Genomic DNA, 17,253 nt, shown 5'->3' on the forward strand with positions numbered 1-17,253 from the left:
TTGATATAAGAAATGATATATCAAATTATATATCCGACTAAGCGACGGTTCTTGAAAAAGCAACCACTTCAGAAATATAGATAAGGGGGACATCACGTGAAACTGCGTATTGGACCAGTTGTGTCGAGTGTTGTCATTTCCGCCGTATTGCTGTTTGGCGGATGGTTCATATATCGGCAGTGGGCGATTGAGCGTCCGCTGGAAAATATCGTAAAAACTTATGATGGCGTAAACGATGTACAGTTGGACATTAAGCCGAACGAACTTGCCGTGAAGCTGGACCTCGCACCCGGGACGGATCTCGGCGATCTGGTGCGGAAAATCGAACAGGACGGAAAACGGCAAATCGGCGGACGGACGTTGAAGCTGGACGTGAAAGACCATTCTTCGCCGATTCTGGACGAGCTGTGGCAGAAAGCGCTGTTCAGCGTGGCGCAGGCGATGGAGACGAAGAAATATACGGAAATTACGTCCGCGCTGGAGCAAATGGAGCAGGCGAATTCCAAAGTGACGGCCAAGGCGGAGATGGATGAGGACAATGTTTACATTACGCTGACGGACGGACAAGCCAGCAAGTTTATCATTTTGCCGCGGACTCCACAGCGATTGGGGGCATGGCCGAATGCGTAAATGGATGGTGGAGGCGGCCATAGGATTTATTCCGGTGCTGCTATTGTTCCTGGCGATCGTTGGCTACAACGTCGTACCGCTCGTGATTTTGTTTGTTTTGTTCGGCGTGTTGTTTGCGGCGATCAAGATGCGCGGAGGCGGAATAGCGATTGGGGCGGCCCAGGAGCGGAAGCGCCGGCAGAGAGGCCCGGACAAGCTGACGTTTGAGGAAATCGGCGGCCAGGAGAGCGCCAAGCAGGAATTGCGCGAAGCGCTCGATTTTATGGTGCGCCATGAGGAAATCAGCAAATTCGGGATCCGGCCGATCAAGGGGATTTTGCTGACCGGACCTCCCGGAACCGGTAAAACGCTGCTGGCGAAAGCCGCCGCCCAGTACACCAACGCGGTGTTCGTGGCGGCTTCGGGCTCGGAATTTGTGGAGATGTATGTCGGCGTAGGCGCGAGCCGCATCCGCGAGCTGTTTAAGGAAGCGAAGATGCGCGCGGCCAAAGAAAACAAGGAGAACGCGGTCATTTTCATCGATGAGATCGAGGTGATCGGCGGCAAACGGGAAGGCGGGCAGCAGCGCGAATACGATCAGACGCTGAACCAGCTGCTGACCGAAATGGACGGAATTTATTCGTCGGACACGCCGCGCATTCTCCTGATCGCCGCGACCAACCGCAAGGAAATGCTGGACGGCGCGTTGCTCCGGCCGGGGCGGTTCGACCGTCATATTCAGGTCGATCTTCCCGACAAAAAGGGCCGGCTCCACATTTTGGAGCTGCATGGGAAGAACAAGCCGCTGCACGAAAGCGTCAGCCTGGAGAAGGTGGCCGAGGAATCGTTCGGGTTCTCGGGGGCGCAGCTCGAAAGCGTCATGAACGAGGCGGCCATCTACGCGATGCGCGAAGAGGCGGCCGAGATCATGCAGCCCCATCTGTCGATGGCGATCGATAAGGTGATGATGGGTGAGAAGACGGACCGCCAGGCGAACGAGGAAGAGAAGCGCCGGGTGGCGATTCATGAGCTTGGCCACGCGATCGCCGCCGAGGTCGTGGCTCCGGGCAGCGTGAATCAAGTGGCGCTTAGCCCGCGCGGAAGGGCGCTCGGCTATGTGCGGCATAATCCGCAGGACGAAAAGTATTTGTACACCAAAGACTATCTCGAAGGGCAAATCATGGTTGCCCTGGCCGGCGCGGCCGCGGAAGAAATTTATTACGGCGGACGCAGCACGGGCTCGAGCAACGACTTTGAGCAGGCGCTGAAAATCGTTCATACGATGATGACCTCCGGGCTGACTTCACTTGGCATCGTGAATATGGAAATGGTAACGACGGAGGTTTTGATGCATGAAAATGCGCGGATACTGGATGAGCTGGCCGCTAGAACGAAAGAAATGCTGATCCAGCATTCGGCAGTATTCGACAAATCTCTCGAAATTTTATTAATAGAAGAGCGCCTTTCGGGCGAGCAATTCCGTTGTCAATTTCGTGACAGCGTGCATTTACCGGCATAAAACATGATGCCGGTTATTTTTTTTACTTTTTCGTCATGCTAAGATATTATTATATGTTGGGTGTAAAAGATGTATTATTCGACATCTGGGGAACAATATTATGCAGAGATCATGAAAGGATGGAGCGAGAGGACCATGAATTACAAAAAAATAGGCGTCATCGGCGGCGGTACGATGGGGCAAGGCATCAGCGAAATGCTTGCGGGCAAAGGGCTCGATGTGCTGCTGGTGGAGGAAACGACCGAAAAATTGAACCATGCTTACAGCATGATTGAGACGAGTCTCGATAAAAAACTCGAAAAATGGGCGATTACGCAGGCCGAGAAAAAGCTGATTTTATCCCGGATCCACAAAGTGACTCATTTCGCCGAACTCGGCACCTGCGATATGGTCATCGAGACCATTTCGGAAGATGTGAACGCCAAAAAAGAAGTTTTCAAGCAGTTGGATCAGGTTTGCCCAAGCCATATCATTTTGGCGAGCAATACGTCGACCCTCAGCTTGACGGAAATCGCCGGTTCCACGAAATATCCGGAACGGGTGATTGGCATGCACTTTATTTATCCCGTTGCCAAAATCGATCTGGTTGAAATTATCCGCGGCCTGAAAACTTCGGACTCCACGTTCGAAGAAACGAAACGTTTCGTGGAGGAAGTTGTGGAGAAGCGCGGCATCATGGTATATGAATCCCCGGGCTTTGTTACGTCCCGGATTATTTGCGTTATGATCAATGAAGCGCTGCATGTGCTCGGCGAAGGCGTCGCTTCCGCGGAAGATATCGACGAAGCGATGCGCATGGGCTACCAATTCCAATACGGGCCGCTGGAAATGGCCGACCGCTTCGGCCTGGATTCGGTGCTGGCCGCGCTGGAACGGATGTTCCGCGAATTCGGCGAACTGAAATACCGTCCATCCTTTGTGCTGAAGAAAATGGTTCGCGCCGGCAACCTGGGCGTGAAAACGGGCGAAGGATTTTTCAAATACGATAAGGACGGTGACCGTTTGTGAAAATTTTAGTTATTAACGCGGGCAGTTCCTCGCTGAAATACCAGTTGTATGATATGACGGACGAATCCGTGTTGGCGAAAGGCCTTGTTGAACGGATCGGCATGGACTCCTCCATTTTGACCCATAAACCTACAGGGAAGGAAGAGGTTACCGAGGTCAGCGATATTTTGGAGCACACCACGGCAATGCGCAAAGTGCTGGAGAAACTTGTGGACAAAACGCACGGCGTTCTGAACTCCATCGATGAGATCGATGCGGTGGGCCACCGCGTCGTTCACGGCGGGGAAGCTTTCAAGAGCTCGGCGCTGATCACGGGGGAAGTGAAATCGGAAATCCGCCGCCTGTTCGACCTGGCGCCGCTGCACAATCCGCCAAGCATGATGGGGATTAGCGCGGCTGAAGCGAACCTGCCGAACGTACCGCACACGGTTGTATTCGACACGGCGTTTCACCAAACGATGCCGGAGAAAGCTTATCTCTACGCGATTCCGAAGGTGCTCTACAAGAAGCATAAGGTTCGCCGTTACGGCTTCCACGGTACTTCTCACGCTTACGTAAGCAAGACGGCCGCCGAATTTTTGCAGCGTCCGATCGAAGACCTGAAGATCATTACTTGCCATATCGGCAACGGCGCCAGCCTGACCGCGGTTAAAGACGGGATCTCCGTCGATACCTCGATGGGGATGACCCCGCTCGAAGGCTTGATCATGGGCACGAGAAGCGGCGACCTTGATCCGGCGATCGTTCCGTACGTGATGAACAAAGAGGAACTTACGATGAACGAAGTGAACTCGATGTTGAACAAGCACAGCGGACTTCTGGCCATTTCCGGCAGCAGCAGTGACATGCGGGACATTACGGACGGTTGGGAAGCCGGCAAGCCCAATGAAACGCTCGCGTTTGAAATGTATGAATACCGCCTGCGCAAATATATCGGCGCTTATGCGGCGGCGATGAACGGCGTCGACGTGATCGTCTTTACCGCTGGGGTCGGCGAAAATTCGGCGATCGTCCGCGAGGCGGTGTGCCAAAACCTCACTTATCTTGGGGTCGAAATCGACAAAGAGCTGAACAAGGTTCGTTCCGGCGATCCGCGCCGCATCTCCACGCCGAATTCCAAAGTCGAGGTTCTGGTCGTGCCGACGAACGAAGAGCTGATGATCGCCCGCGACACGCTCCGGATCGTGCAGGAATCGAAGGGCTGATTGCCGAACATACAAAGGAGTATAAGTTAAATATCCATATTGCGACGTTAGAGGAGAGATAAAGACATGGCGATCAAAACCGTGATTCGTCAAGTGAATGAGCATGTCGGAGAGACCGTCGTCATCGGCAGTTGGCTGAACAATAAACGCTCCAGCGGAAAAATCCAGTTTCTGCAGCTGCGGGACGGTACGGGATACATCCAGGCGGTCGTCGTGAAAAACGAAGTGTCCGAGGAAACCTGGAACGCCGCCAAAAGCTTAACCCAGGAATCCTCGCTGTACGTGACGGGCGTGATTCGCGAGGAGCCGCGCAGCAAGTCCGGTTACGAAATGACGGTAACGGGCCTGGAAATCATTCATTTGACCGAAGACTATCCGATAACGCCAAAGGAACATGGCGTCGATTTCTTGATGGACCATCGTCATTTATGGCTCCGTTCCAGCAAACAGCGGGCGATCATGGTCATCCGCGCGGAGATCATCCGCGCCGTGCAGCAGTTTTTTGACCAAAACGGATTTACATTGGTTGATCCTCCGATTTTGACGCCAACCTCCGCGGAAGGCACAACCAACCTGTTCCATACGAAATATTTCGATGAAGACGCCTATCTGACGCAAAGCGGACAGCTTTACATGGAGGCGGCCGCCATGGCTCTGGGCAAAGTGTACTCTTTCGGTCCGACGTTCCGGGCCGAGAAATCGAAAACGCGGCGCCATTTGATCGAATTTTGGATGATTGAACCGGAAATGGCGTTTACGGATCATGAAGAAAGCTTGGTGATCCAGGAGAATTTCGTTACCCATGTCGTCCGGTCAGTGCTGACAAACTGCCGCGCCGAGCTGGAGACATTGGAACGCGATATCTCCAAACTGGAGAACATCCAAGCTCCGTTCCCGCGGATTACCTACGATGAAGCGATTGAATATTTGCATACGCAGGGCTTCGACATTCCTTGGGGCGAGGATTTCGGAGCGCCGCACGAAACGGCGATCGCGGAACGTTACGACAAGCCGGTGTTTATTACGCATTATCCGGCGGCGATCAAGGCGTTTTACATGAAACCGGACCCGAACCGGCCGGAAGTGGTGCTGTGCGCCGATATGATTGCGCCGGAAGGATACGGCGAAATTATCGGGGGCTCCCAGCGGATCGACGATCCGGAATTGATGGAGGACCGGTTCCGGGAGCATAACCTGTCTCCGGAAACCTATCAGTGGTACCTGGATTTGCGGAAGTATGGCTCGGTGCCGCACTCCGGATTCGGGCTTGGCCTCGAACGCACCGTCGCCTGGATTTGCGGACTTGACCATGTGCGGGAGACGATTCCGTTCCCGCGTATGCTGTATCGTTTGTATCCGTAACGGACGGCGGAAGAGGAAGGTGGGACAAGGGCGATGGCCGATAGTAAAAAATCGCTGATGAAGGGCATCGCTTTGGGGATGCGCAGCGGATCCGTGACTGTGCCTTATCCGCTGCTGGTCCATTACCGCGATCTTCATTTAAGCGATACGGAAGCGATGCTGCTGATCCAATTGCTGGCGTTCCAGCAGGCCGAACAAAACGATTTTCCTTCGATGGAGCAATTGGAGCGGCGGCTGGATATCGCCCCCGGAGGGCTTGCCGCCGTTTTGCGCCGCCTGCTGAAGGAAGGCTGGATCAGCATCGATGAAACGGTCGATGAGATTACGGGAGTTCAGGCGGAGCGCTACAATTTATCGGGGATGTACGAGCGGCTGGGCCAATTTCTCGCGGAAAGGCAAAGCTCCTTGGAAAGGGACCTGCTTCGGGAAGAGCTCGGGGCCGAGCCGCCGGAAGGCCAGGAGCGCAATCTGTTCGTCATTTTCGAGAAAGAATTTGCCCGCCCGTTGTCTCCGATGGAATGCGAAACGATCTCCGGCTGGGTGGACCAGGATCAATATCCGGAAGAGCTCATTTTGCTGGCTTTGAAGGAAGCCGTGTTTGCCGGGAAAGTGCATTTCCGTTACATTGACCGTATTCTGCTTGAATGGAGCCGCAACCGCGTTCGGACGGCGGAGGACGCAAGAGCCTACACGCAGCGGTTTCGCGGCGGCATGCGATAACAAAGGAAGAAGAGACCCTCGCTTTCGGAAGAAAGCGGGGGTCTTTTTTTTGCATTTTACATGAATCTTGATTTAAAAACATACTAGTAACTATCTATCATCGTATGATGGGATCGGGAGATTGTAAATTTAACTGGAGGTCGTTCGTATGCAAGGCTGGATCATTTACAAAAGCTCCGCCAATGATGTAAAGCCGGAAACCTATGAAATAAAACGGCTGATGGAAGAGGCTGAAAAGCAAGGGGTCAATGTGCGGGTGTTTACTCCGGAACAGTTTGAATTGATCGTGACCCGGGACGATCGCAAAAGCGTGATGGTGGGCGGGGAAGTGCTGCAGCTGCCCGATTTCGTGCTGCCGAGGATGGGTGCGGGAACGAATTATTTCGCGTTGGCGCTGATCCGCCACTTGGAGCGGCTGGGGGTGCGCACGTTTAATTCGTCACAAAGCATCGACACGGTCAAAGACAAGCTTTTCACCCTGCAAATCTTAGCCGAATACAATTTGCCCGTCCCGAAAACGATGCTGATCCGCTCGAAAGTGGATGTGGACCTGGTTGAGAAGCATTTGGGTTTCCCGGTTGTCGTCAAGACGATTTCCGGCTCGCAGGGGAGCGGCGTGTTTTTGGCGGAAACGAAATCGAAATTCATCGATTTGCTGGAGATGATCAACGCTTATAAAGAAAATGCCACGATGATCCTTCAGGAATTCGTCGAGTCCAGCCGGGGAATGGACCTGCGCGTACTGACGATCGGCGGGCGCGTCGTTGCGGCGATGAAGCGGATGTCCGGCAACGACAGCTTTAAGGCAAACTATTCCCGCGGCGGGTCGGTCGAGCCGTTTGAAATCAACCCGGAAATCGAGTGGCTGGCGCTGGAGACCGCAAGGCTGCTAAACCTTGACATTGCCGGCATCGACCTGCTGTTCGACGGAGACCATTACAAAATTTGCGAAGCTAATTCCTCCCCGGGATTTGAGGGGCTTGAATCCTGCTGCCGGGCCAATATCGCCGAGGAGATCTACAATTTTTTGCGGGTGCGGTTGAACGTGTTTGAATAGGATTAAATTCGGATCGAGAGGGGGACTCGAGAGAGGGACGAGGGACGCTGCCTCGCTGCCTGCGCGCTTTTGCGGAGACCGCTTTGAAATAGCGTATTTTTATGTGCTTATTATTCGGATATGAGCACGTTTATCCCTATTAGCGGATTTTTTTGCACTTATTCCCTATGAAAGGTGCGGAACTGGGGCATTTCCTTGCGTTTCCAGAAAAATAGCGCCATAAAACGCCTCTATTTCCTCTCAAATGGATAGATATGACCGGAATAGAGACATTTTTTGCCTTTATGCTTTTGCTGGAGCTTCTATTGCCGCCGGAGTGAATTTCTCCGGCGGTTTTTTGTGCCTTCTTGCTTTTGTTCAAGTTGACCGGGGTTTATCCCTGAATTGCCGCCACCGCGAAAATGGCCCACCCGATCAGGAAGCACACGCCGCCGAGCGGCGTGATCGCGCCAAGCTTACGGATGCCCGTCAGGCTTAGGGCATACAGGCTGCCGGAGAACAACACGATCCCGGCAAGCAGAAACCAGCCGGCCAGGACGATCTGCGAGGCGTGCGCAGACTGAGCGGCGGCAAGCCCCAGCAGCACCAGCCCCAAACCGTGGGCGATATGATATTGGACGCCGGTTTGGTATGTCTTCTGCTGCTCCCCGGTGAGGATTTTTTTCAAGGCATGGGCGCCGAACGCGCCTAGAGCCACGGCGATAAACATCATGATTCCGCCAAGCGCAAGCAATGTTTGCACGACTGATCACCTCGTTACTATATTACTCTACTGCAGATATGGGAGCAATCGGTAAAAATAAATGGCTTGTCGTTCATGGGCAGCCAAGCTATAATTGATCATGATAATCATTATCAACATCATGTACATGGATTTACGCTTAAGCATCTGGGGTTCCAGCTCTAAAATTGGGAAAGGGTAGGATTCGGTTTCACCATGAAAAGACCATGAAAATACCAGGAAACGTAATGCGCATAAGTTTTTGCTACCTGGCTGCTGTATCGATATTGCTCGTTACGATGTTCCTCGCCATATCATATGGGGCTAAAGAGATGACGCTGGGTACGGTGTATTCGGCCATTTTTCGTTATGATCCATCCGTTACCGCGCATCAAATCATCCATGATTTGCGGCTGCCCCGGGTATTTGGAGCGGCGCTGGTAGGCGCGGCTTTGGCGGTGGCCGGCGCGTTGATGCAGGGGATTACGCGCAATCCGCTGGCGGACACGGGGATTTTGGGGATCAACGCAGGATCGGCCTGCATGGTAGCTGTAAGTTTCGCCTTTTTGCCGGGGCTTTCTTATTCCTGGCTCATGCTGTTGTCCTTTGCGGGGGCTGCCGCGGCCTGTCTGATCATTACGGCGCTGGCTGCCTTGTCCGCCGGCGGAATGACCTCGCTGCGCCTGACGGTTGCGGGGACGGTAATGGCTTCGATCCTTAGTTCGGTCAGCAGCGGCATCGCCATTTATTTTGACCTTAACCAGGATCTCGCCTTCTGGTACGCCGGAGGCGTGGCCGGCGTGACCTGGGAACATCTTCGCGTGCTTTCGCCGGTCATCGTTTTAACGCTGCTCGGGACTGTTGCGTTAGGCAGACCTTTATCTTTTTTGGCTTTGGGCGAAGAGTCCGCCGCCAGTTTGGGCGTAGAGATCGGAAGAATCCGGCTGCTCGGCATGGCGGCGGTCGTCATCCTGGCCGGTTCCGCCGTGTCCGTGGCGGGATCGATCAGCTTTGTCGGCCTGGCGGTTCCGCATATCGTCAGAAAACTGGCCGGCGTAGACTACCGCAACATTATCGGGTTATCGGCTTTGCTGGGGCCGGTGCTGCTGCTGTGGGCCGATTTCGGAGCCCGCATGATCAATCCGCCGCGCGAGCTGGCGATCGGTATTCTCGTGGCCATCGTCGGCGTGCCCTTCTTTTTGTACCTCGCCCGGCAGGAAAGGAGGGAGCTGTAAATGGCGGCAAACCGTTTGCGGCGCGCTGTGGCGGCGGGCATCGTTTTATTTGGAATCGCGGCCGCGGTGGTGCTGATCAGCATCAATACCGGAACGATCCGCTTGTCTCCCGCGGCGGTGGCGCGAACGCTGTTTGGAGACGGTACGGCGGAGGAAAATTTGATTCTCTTCGATTACAGGCTGCCGCGAATTATCATCACGATCCTGGCGGGAGCGGGGTTGAGCATTGCGGGGGCCGTTCTGCAGGGGATATCGCGCAATGCGCTGGCCGATCCCGGGATCCTCGGCATTCATTCCGGCGCGGCGTTTGGCCTGATGGTGTTCGTTTCTTTTTTTCGGACGATGGAAGGTCCGTTATCGCTGTTTATTCCGCTGTTTGCCTTCGCCGGCGGCCTGGTCGCCGCGCTGGTCATTTTTGCCGTTGCTTACGACCGGCACCGCGGCATCGTCCCGATCCGCTTGATTTTGGTAGGGATTTGCATCGGCGCGGGGCTCAGCGCTTTAACGCTGATGTTGTCGCTTCATCTGGACGAAACGACTTATGCGTTTGCGGCCCGCTGGCTCGCGGGAAGCGTCTGGGGGAGGGAGTGGGTTCATGTCTGGACCCTGCTGCCCTGGATCGCCGTTTTGACGCCGATCGTATATTTAAACTCCCGTACGATGGATGCGTTTGGGTTGGGAGACGAATTGGCGGTCGGCGTCGGCACGAAGCTGACGTTCAAGCGCATGATGCTCTTGCTGCTGGCGGTCGCTTTATCCAGCATCAGCGTCGCCACGGTAGGCGGTATCGGCTTCATCGGCCTGATCGCCCCGCATATCGCCAAGCGGCTGGCCGGTCCGGCGCACCGACATTTCCTGCCTTTGGCCGCGCTGATCGGCGTCATTATCCTGACCGGCGCCGATACGGCCGGAAGGGCGTTGTTTCAGCCGGTTTCCATTCCGGCGGGCGTGGTCGTTTCGCTGATCGGGGGGCCTTATTTTCTTTATTTGCTGTTTCGTTCCAAACATGAATAGATTTATCGGGAGGTCTTCTTGGAAAATGAAAAAAATGTTCAGTATGCTGCTTGCTTTAATGTTCATCATGGGGGTACTTACGGCCTGCGGCGGTGCCGCCAAATCGGCGGCGCATTTGGAGGGCCAGCCGGCCGCAAACGGTTCGGGCAATCGGACAGGCGGAAATCCGAAAGGGGACGGACCGTCTTCGTCGGGCGCCGATCTCGTCATCGATCCTTCGACCGCCAAGATCGCCTCAATGTCCATCCATATTACCAATAATTTGCTGGCTCTGGGGATTAAACCGGCCGGTTCGGTTATCGGCGGAGATGTGAAGGATTTTCTGCCTCATGTGAAGGAGCGGCTGGAAGGGACGGTTAAATACGGCGTCGTTGCCGACCCGGATATGGAAGCGCTGCTGGCCAGCAAACCGGATTATATTTTCATCGATTCCACGTATTCGGGAGCGGACCTCGCCAAATTCGAAAAAATCGCGCCTACGATCTCCATCAATCTGGATGAGGGCACCTGGCGCGACCATTTAAAGCAAATTGCCGGATACTTCGGCCGCGAGGCGGAAGCGGAGAGCTTTATCGCCGATTATGACGCCAAAGCGCAGCGGGTAAGCGAAAAGATCAAAGCCAAGCTGGGCGAAAACGCCAAGGTGATGGCCGTTCGAATGACCGCCAAGGAATTGCGCGTGATGAGCACCGCCAGACCGCTCGGTCCGATCTTGTTCAAGGATCTGGGGCTAAGCATGGCGGACGGCGTGGACAAAATTTCCGCAGATGAGCCTTATGAAGTGATTTCCAAAGAGGTGTTGCCCGATTTTGACGCCGACGCGATATTTGTTATCGTCAGCAGCGGCAACGAAGCGGCCGCCAATTTTGCGGAACTGGAAAAAAACGCGGTTTGGCAAAATTTAAAAGCGGTGAAGCAAAAACACGTTTACGTGCTGGACGGCCAAAAATGGTTGGATTACTCGTCCCTCGGCCAGACAATGGCTTTGGATAACGCGGAGCAGCTGTTTAACAAATAGCTCCCGGATTTCGATATCGAACGTTTAAGCCAAAAGACCGCCCCGAACGACTTATCGCGTTCAGGGCGGTTTCGTTTACTTCCGGTTGTGCCGTTCCGTCCGGAGCGAGTCATGGACGGCCGCGGGGAGCAGCAGCGCCGCGGCGAGGCTAACGGCCAGCATGATTTTGAGACGGCTCGATTTTTCCCGGCGCATATAGCGATTCCCTCCTTTACAGGCTGCGCGTTCGCCCTCTTGCAGCGGTATGATCCGGTTATTTTTCCGGAAGTTCGATTTGTCCGTAGCCGATCGTTGTAAACCAGTCTTTGACCGTGTCGAAGTCGCTTGTAAAGGACAGGCAGAGCAAGAGCAGGATGCGGGCGTGCGCCGCGTTCAGGTTGTCGCCGGCGATGATGCCGTCGCCGCTCGAGTAATTGCTGCCCGAGCCGGTGCGGGTCGTCGTGACGAATACGACGCCTTTTTCGATCGCGGCTTTACGCTCTTCGCTCATCGCTTTGGAAATGCCGCCGGCGCCCGTTCCGGCGGTGACGATCCCTTTGGCTCCGCCCGCCACAAAACCGCTGATCGCCCCGGGGCCGGCATCCTGATAGGAGTAGGCGATTTCGAGCTTGGCCAGATCGGCTTTGGAGATTTTGCCCAGGTCAAACGGCGTGGCCCATTCGCTTGCCGGCTTCAACGCCCGAAAGGGGGCGCGGTACACGCGGATGTTGTTTTCATCGATATATCCAAGCGCCCCGATCTCCGGTGTTACGAAGGTGTCGGTCCGGTAGGAATTCGTTTTGGTCACGTCGCGGGCGGCATGGAATTCGTCGTTCAGCATCAGCACGGTGCCGAAATATTTCGTTTTCCCGCTGGCCGCGAGCTTGATCGCGTTGTACAGGTTGGCCGGAGCATCCGTGCCGATAACGGTCCACGGTCTCATCGATCCGGTGACGACAACCGGTTTCGGACTGCGTACGGTCAGATCAAGGAAATAGGCGATTTCCTCCATGGTGTCCGTTCCGCTCGTTACGACGACGCCGTCCTGGGTTTTAAGCGCTTCGTCAACTTTTAAGGATAGATCGTATAATTGCTCAATCGTATAGGCGCTGGACCCGGAATTGCCGAATTGATAAGTGGTGACTTCGGCGATTTGCTCTTTATTCGGGAGGGAAGCGACCAGATCGGCGATCGGCAGCGAGCCGGCCTTATAGGTCTGAAAGCTCGTTTTATCCGTGGATAATCCGGCGAGCGTTCCGCCGGTGGCGATCACCTGAACTTTGGGCAGTTCTTTGGCCGCTTCGGTTGCCGCTGTGGCGTTTACGGCCGCTTCGGCGGCGGAAGCGGGAGAAAGGTACAGATTAGGCAGCAGAGCGGTTACGGCAAGTCCGGCAACCAATAAATTTTTTAAATTTCGGGAACTCCATTTCTTCATTCGATCAGCCTCCAAGATGTGTGATCAAGTTAATGGCATGTAATGTATAATGACATAATATGTGTTAACTTGAAACGATTATAGATTTATGTCAGGTTATTTGACAAACTGCTTATGGTTTGAAGTAAGCGGTTAAAATCCGTATTTTTAAGTTAAATCGGCTAATTTACTTTAATTTATGCATGGAGGAATGAATGGTTCAGTTTTATGGTCGTTTTTTTATGTTAGATAAACTCACATAATAACTAATGCGAATAAGGTTTATTTAGGAAAATTCTTTTGGGGTGCACAGGATATACCTATAAGATTGTAGAAAATCGGCGTTCTTAAACGTTAATTAAAAAAGAGTGCAGGGGCAGAAAGAACGGCCGACGTCTATTGTTAGGGAGGAGGGGAGAGCGATTGACGAAGCGTCGTTTATTTTAAGATTCCGGCAGGGGGATCGCAGCGTGTTCCGCTGGCTGGTTCAGGAGTATGGAACCTACATCTACCGCGTAACTTACTCGGTGCTGCACGATGCCAAAGAAGCGGAGGATGCCGCTCAGGAGACCTTCCTGCAAATCTATAAATCCCTCCCGGAATACCGGTCCCAGGGGCTTAAAACCTGGATGACGCGCATCGCCGTCAACAAGGCGATCGATCTGAAGCGGCGCCGCGACCGCCGCAAGGAAGAGCACTGGGATCCGGCCGATTTGGCTGTAAAGCTTCCCGTTCAGGATGACGAGATTTTGCTTAAATTAATGGATGCGGAACGAAACCTGGAGCTTCGCCGCAAAATCGCCGAGCTTCCGGAGGGACACCGCGAAATCGTGACGGAGTTTTATTTGAAGGGAAAAAGCCATGAACAAATTGCCGCGGACCTGAGCCTTGCGGTAAAAACGGTGGAATCGAGGCTGTACCGGGCCAGGGCATACATACGCCGGCATTGGACAAGGGAGGGATGGGGATGAGCGTGGAGAAGAAAATGGACCGCCGGCTGTGGATCGATTATGTTCGCGGGAACGTGGAAGCCGGGACGGCGGAGCGGATGGAGGCGCTGCTGCTCGGCGATGAGGCGGCTTTTGCCGCTTATGGGGAAGCTTTGTCATCCCTCGAACAGGAGCTGCCGCAACCTGTGGACGAGCGTGCGTTTATGCGAAGCGTGCTCGCGGCGCTGCCGGAAACGGAGCCGCGGTACATGGATAAGCAAGCCAAACGCTGGAGCAGGCATCCTCTGTTTCATTATATGATCGCCGCGTCCGTGACCGTGCTGCTGCTTAGCGGCGGCTTTTTTGACCGGCTTGCCGCCGGCGCAAACCATATGATGGACTTGAACTGTTCGCAGGACGCTTCGATCAGCCGGCAAATGATGGATGCCGCTTCGGGCTGGCTTGACAAATGGAAACGATAAACATTCAGACAGGTAGAAAGGATGAATACACATGCCGTATGAGCGCAATCGGCTGCTCGGTTTGCTGTTGAATTTTATCCCGGGTTTGGGCCATTTATATTGGGGGAACCGGGGGAGAGGAGTTTTTTATTCAGTTTGCTTTTTTGGAGGATCGCTGTTTGGTTTTACAGTGGCGCTCATGACCGGTGCTGAGGATTTGGCACTGTTAACCTTTGTTTTGACGGTAGTTCTTTGGCTGATTTCGATGGCCGATCTGCTCATTTCCATGCTTCGCGAGCCGGCGGAAGTGAAGGCTTATCGCGATCATATGCGGCAGATGTCCGGAGAAGGGCGGGAGTCGGAAAAATTTTTCACGATTCTGCTGTCGTTCGTACCGGGCTTGGGGCATTTTCAGCTTGGGCTGATGCAGCGGGGTTTGTCGTTTCTGGTCGCTTTTTTCGGATTGATTACGGTCTTGATTTTCGTTACGAGCGTTACCCATGAATCGGGATTTCTGCTGTTTTTGGGCCTATTGCCGATCATCTGGCTTTACGCCATGTTTGATGCGGTGCAGTTGGTGCACCGGAAGCTGGCCGGGGAAATAATCGTCGACCGCACTTTGCTGGATGATTGGGAATCCGGGCGGATCGAAGGGCGCCGCAGCAAAGTGCTGGCCACGCTGCTGTCCGCTTTCCCCGGCGCCGGCCAAATGTACCTGGGCCTGCAAAAACGCGGCCTGCAAATGATGGTGCTGTTCATAGGGAGCTTCTACATCATCGACATACTGCGGTTGTCGGTATTTCTGTTCCTTATTCCGATCATTTGGTTTTATTGCTTTTTTGACGGCCTGCAGCAAACGAGCCGCTACGGCATTTTGCCGATGGAGGACAGGCCGCTTATTGAAACCGGGGGAAATCATCAGCATTTGCTGGGCATCGTTCTAATCGTGCTGGGGATCTATTTTATCGGCATGGAGCTGATCGTACCGGCGATCGACGCCCAGTTCCCCGAGCTTAGGCTTCACAGCCGGATTCGCGAATATTTGCGCCCGCTCGTTGTGGCCGTGGTTCTGATCGGCGGCGGATTGAAACTGCTGCTCAAACCGAAGCGGCGAGACCATCTCTGGAGCGGCGAGGATTTGTGATAGATTAGAGAGATTTTTGCCCTAGTGGCGGGAATCTCTCTATTTTCTTTTCATAGTCCGAATTTGTTACAATGCAAAAGTAGGTCCTGCTAAAAAGGAGAATCGAGCGATGTTTAAAATATTTATCGTCGAGGATGACAAACAGCTTGTAGTCTTGTTGGAGCAATATTTGCACAAGTTCGGCTACGGCACTTTTGCGGTAACGGATTTCGGCGCAGTGAAAGAGGAGTTCGAGCGCTACGCTCCCCATCTCGTGCTGCTGGACGTGAACCTGCCGAAATATGACGGGTATTACTGGTGCCGCCAGTTCCGTAACTTATCCACCTGCCCGATCGTGTTTTTATCGGCGAGAGAAGGAAAAATGGATCAAGTGATGGCGCTGGAAAACGGCGGGGACGACTACATCACCAAACCGTTTGATTACGACATCGTTATCGCCAAAATCAAAAGCCAGCTGCGCCGCGCGTACGGAACGTACGCCGGAAACGGGAATGAACGCCACGTCACGGCGGCAGGGTTGCGCCTGGATCGCGACCGGCTGCAGCTCAGCCTGGGCGAGAACCGGGTGGAGCTCAGTTTGACCGAAATGAAAATATTGAATGAATTGATGAGCAAAAGCGAACAGGTGGTCAGCCGCGACCGGCTGCTAGAGAAGATATGGGACGACCAGGCTTTCGTCGACGACAATACGCTGAACGTTTACGTCACCCGGGTGCGCAAAAAGCTGTCCGCGTTAGGCATCGACGATGCGCTGCGAACCGTGCGCGGCCAAGGCTACCGGCTGGCGCCGAACTGGGGGGAATAGGGAATGCGCCTGTTTATGCGGGAGCAGCGTCCGCTGATCGCGGTATATGCGCTGCAGCTCATCGTAATCACGCTCGTATACTGGCTGGACGGCTACCGCCATTGGACGATCAGCTTGTATGCGGCGCTGCTGAGCACTTGCTTGTTGGCCGCCTACCTCGTTTTCCGCTACGTAACGAACCGGTCGTTTTACCGCCGGTTGGAGGATCCGCGCGCGGCGATTCGCGGGTTTGGCGAAGCAGAGCCGGGCTCGCCGTTGTCCGACAGTTTGCAGCAGCTGCTGAAAACGCAGCACCGTTATTATTTGGCGGAAATCAGTGAACAGCAGAGCAAAATCGAGGGACATCGGCATTTTATCAATCAATGGGTGCATCAGATGAAGACGCCTTTGTCTGTGATTCATTTGATGGTGCAAAACGACGACGACCCCAAAGCGGTGGCGATCGGCGACGAGGTGGACCGGCTGCGCAAAGGCTTGGAGATGGTGCTTTATACCGCCCGTTTGGACACGTTTGAGCATGATTTTCTGGTCGAAACGCTTGATTTGGAGCAGCTTGTGAGGTCGGTGGTTTCAGCGCAAAAACGTCTGTTCATCCGGCGCAAAGTGTTTCCGGTGATCGAGATGGAAAAAACGCTAACGATCGCTTCCGACGAAAAATGGCTGTCGTTCGTGCTGACGCAAATCGTAACGAACGCCGTGCGTTATACGACCGAGGAAAACGGCAAAATCCGCTTCCGCGGGTTTGCCCGGGGGCGCGAGGCGGTGCTGGAAATTGCCGACGAAGGCGTGGGCATACCGGAGAGCGATTTGCCGCGGGTGTTTGACGCCTATTTTACCGGGGAAAACGGACGGAGTTTCCAGGAATCCACCGGGATGGGCCTGTACCTCGTCAAACAGGTTTGCGGCAAATTGGGGCACCGGGTGGAGCTGGAGTCCCGGGCCGGCCGTGGAACGACGGTGCGGATCGTGTTTTTCGGAATCGTTCAATCTTACAACCCTGTAAGGTAACTGTAAGATTGAGCCATGGTGCCGGGCGCGGCCGTCTTTATATAA

At 54.2% G+C, this 17,253-nt stretch carries 17 protein-coding genes; 15 read left to right on the plus strand and 2 right to left on the minus strand.

Features of this window, described 5'->3' with window-relative positions:
- Positions 1-96: 96 nt before the first annotated feature.
- The 7 genes from DYE26_RS02810 to DYE26_RS02840 all read left to right on the plus strand — a co-directional run bounded on the left by DYE26_RS02810 (position 97) and on the right by DYE26_RS02840 (position 7,480).
- Complete coding sequence (locus tag DYE26_RS02810; protein ID WP_036622021.1) at positions 97-630, plus strand: hypothetical protein; 534 nt, start codon at positions 97-99, stop codon at positions 628-630.
- On the plus strand, positions 623-2,128 hold the full coding sequence (locus DYE26_RS02815) for an AAA family ATPase (protein WP_036622023.1): 1,506 nt from the start codon (positions 623-625) through the stop codon (positions 2,126-2,128). The genes DYE26_RS02810 and DYE26_RS02815 overlap by 8 nt, the downstream gene beginning before the upstream one ends.
- A 135-nt stretch (positions 2,129-2,263) precedes the next feature.
- Positions 2,264-3,136 carry a 3-hydroxyacyl-CoA dehydrogenase family protein gene (locus DYE26_RS02820; RefSeq protein ID WP_036622025.1) on the plus strand — a complete coding sequence of 291 codons (873 nt, stop codon included), beginning with the start codon at positions 2,264-2,266 and terminating at the stop codon, positions 3,134-3,136.
- Complete coding sequence (locus DYE26_RS02825) at positions 3,133-4,341, plus strand: acetate/propionate family kinase (protein ID WP_036622030.1); 1,209 nt, start codon at positions 3,133-3,135, stop codon at positions 4,339-4,341. The genes DYE26_RS02820 and DYE26_RS02825 overlap by 4 nt, the downstream gene beginning before the upstream one ends.
- Positions 4,342-4,407: 66 nt before the next feature.
- Positions 4,408-5,703 (plus strand): asparagine--tRNA ligase, encoded by a 1,296-nt coding sequence (gene asnS, locus DYE26_RS02830; protein ID WP_036622032.1) that lies wholly within the window; start codon positions 4,408-4,410, stop codon positions 5,701-5,703.
- A gap of 33 nt (positions 5,704-5,736) precedes the next feature.
- Entirely contained in the window at positions 5,737-6,423 is a 687-nt protein-coding gene (locus DYE26_RS02835) for a DnaD domain-containing protein (RefSeq protein ID WP_036622035.1), read from the plus strand.
- Between the two features lie 148 nt (positions 6,424-6,571).
- Positions 6,572-7,480 carry an ATP-grasp domain-containing protein gene (locus tag DYE26_RS02840; RefSeq protein ID WP_036622036.1) on the plus strand — a complete coding sequence of 303 codons (909 nt, stop codon included), beginning with the start codon at positions 6,572-6,574 and terminating at the stop codon, positions 7,478-7,480.
- Between the two features lie 373 nt (positions 7,481-7,853).
- Here DYE26_RS02840 and DYE26_RS02845 read toward each other — a convergent pair whose 3' ends face one another.
- A complete protein-coding gene (locus DYE26_RS02845; RefSeq protein WP_036622037.1) occupies positions 7,854-8,222 on the minus strand; it encodes a DUF423 domain-containing protein in 369 nt (122 codons plus the stop codon).
- Between the two features lie 227 nt (positions 8,223-8,449).
- Here DYE26_RS02845 and DYE26_RS02850 point away from each other — a divergent pair, with 227 nt between their 5' ends.
- The 3 genes from DYE26_RS02850 to DYE26_RS02860 are packed head-to-tail and all read left to right on the plus strand — an operon-like array spanning position 8,450 to position 11,468.
- Positions 8,450-9,436: a FecCD family ABC transporter permease gene (locus DYE26_RS02850; protein WP_240534123.1), complete on the plus strand. Its 987-nt coding sequence runs from the start codon at positions 8,450-8,452 to the stop codon at positions 9,434-9,436.
- Entirely contained in the window at positions 9,437-10,450 is a 1,014-nt protein-coding gene (locus DYE26_RS02855) for a FecCD family ABC transporter permease (RefSeq protein ID WP_036622042.1), read from the plus strand. It abuts the gene before it with no gap.
- Positions 10,451-10,475: 25 nt separating this feature from the next.
- Positions 10,476-11,468 carry an iron-hydroxamate ABC transporter substrate-binding protein gene (locus DYE26_RS02860; protein ID WP_036622045.1) on the plus strand — a complete coding sequence of 331 codons (993 nt, stop codon included), beginning with the start codon at positions 10,476-10,478 and terminating at the stop codon, positions 11,466-11,468.
- A gap of 253 nt (positions 11,469-11,721) precedes the next feature.
- Here the strand turns inward: DYE26_RS02860 and DYE26_RS02865 are convergent, their stop codons facing one another.
- Positions 11,722-12,882: an asparaginase gene (locus tag DYE26_RS02865; RefSeq protein WP_036622048.1), complete on the minus strand. Its 1,161-nt coding sequence runs from the start codon at positions 12,880-12,882 to the stop codon at positions 11,722-11,724.
- A 449-nt stretch (positions 12,883-13,331) separates the two neighbouring features.
- Here DYE26_RS02865 and DYE26_RS02870 point away from each other — a divergent pair, with 449 nt between their 5' ends.
- From DYE26_RS02870 to DYE26_RS02890, 5 genes are all read left to right on the plus strand, one after another.
- Positions 13,332-13,832 (plus strand): RNA polymerase sigma factor, encoded by a 501-nt coding sequence (locus DYE26_RS02870; RefSeq protein WP_227872855.1) that lies wholly within the window; start codon positions 13,332-13,334, stop codon positions 13,830-13,832.
- Complete coding sequence (locus DYE26_RS02875; protein ID WP_051985389.1) at positions 13,829-14,272, plus strand: hypothetical protein; 444 nt, start codon at positions 13,829-13,831, stop codon at positions 14,270-14,272. Before DYE26_RS02870 ends, DYE26_RS02875 begins: the two co-directional genes overlap by 4 nt.
- A gap of 31 nt (positions 14,273-14,303) precedes the next feature.
- Complete coding sequence (locus tag DYE26_RS02880) at positions 14,304-15,395, plus strand: hypothetical protein (RefSeq protein WP_036622052.1); 1,092 nt, start codon at positions 14,304-14,306, stop codon at positions 15,393-15,395.
- A gap of 109 nt (positions 15,396-15,504) precedes the next feature.
- Positions 15,505-16,200: a response regulator transcription factor gene (locus DYE26_RS02885; protein WP_036622054.1), complete on the plus strand. Its 696-nt coding sequence runs from the start codon at positions 15,505-15,507 to the stop codon at positions 16,198-16,200.
- Positions 16,201-16,203: 3 nt separating this feature from the next.
- A complete protein-coding gene (locus tag DYE26_RS02890; protein ID WP_051985390.1) occupies positions 16,204-17,208 on the plus strand; it encodes a HAMP domain-containing histidine kinase in 1,005 nt (334 codons plus the stop codon).
- Positions 17,209-17,253: the final 45 nt, after the last annotated feature.

Origin of the sequence: Paenibacillus macerans (assembly GCF_900454495.1) — a bacterium.
Lineage (GTDB): Bacteria > Bacillota > Bacilli > Paenibacillales > Paenibacillaceae > Fontibacillus > Fontibacillus macerans.

Bases quoted from the DNA above. Each gene is read 5' to 3' on its own strand.
- DYE26_RS02855 (WP_036622042.1), top strand. From the start codon at position 9,437: ATGGCGGCAAACCGTTTGCGGCGCGCTGTGGCGGCGGGCATCGTTTTA.
- DYE26_RS02875 (WP_051985389.1), top strand. From the start codon at position 13,829: ATGAGCGTGGAGAAGAAAATGGACCGCCGGCTGTGGATCGATTATGTT.
- DYE26_RS02890 (WP_051985390.1), top strand. From the start codon at position 16,204: ATGCGCCTGTTTATGCGGGAGCAGCGTCCGCTGATCGCGGTATATGCG.
- DYE26_RS02880 (WP_036622052.1), top strand. From the start codon at position 14,304: ATGCCGTATGAGCGCAATCGGCTGCTCGGTTTGCTGTTGAATTTTATC.
- DYE26_RS02840 (WP_036622036.1), top strand. From the start codon at position 6,572: ATGCAAGGCTGGATCATTTACAAAAGCTCCGCCAATGATGTAAAGCCG.
- DYE26_RS02885 (WP_036622054.1), top strand. From the start codon at position 15,505: ATGTTTAAAATATTTATCGTCGAGGATGACAAACAGCTTGTAGTCTTG.
- DYE26_RS02865 (WP_036622048.1), bottom strand. From the start codon at position 12,882: ATGAAGAAATGGAGTTCCCGAAATTTAAAAAATTTATTGGTTGCCGGA.
- DYE26_RS02820 (WP_036622025.1), top strand. From the start codon at position 2,264: ATGAATTACAAAAAAATAGGCGTCATCGGCGGCGGTACGATGGGGCAA.
- DYE26_RS02850 (WP_240534123.1), top strand. From the start codon at position 8,450: ATGCGCATAAGTTTTTGCTACCTGGCTGCTGTATCGATATTGCTCGTT.
- DYE26_RS02860 (WP_036622045.1), top strand. From the start codon at position 10,476: ATGAAAAAAATGTTCAGTATGCTGCTTGCTTTAATGTTCATCATGGGG.
- DYE26_RS02815 (WP_036622023.1), top strand. From the start codon at position 623: ATGCGTAAATGGATGGTGGAGGCGGCCATAGGATTTATTCCGGTGCTG.
- asnS (WP_036622032.1), top strand. From the start codon at position 4,408: ATGGCGATCAAAACCGTGATTCGTCAAGTGAATGAGCATGTCGGAGAG.
- DYE26_RS02835 (WP_036622035.1), top strand. From the start codon at position 5,737: ATGGCCGATAGTAAAAAATCGCTGATGAAGGGCATCGCTTTGGGGATG.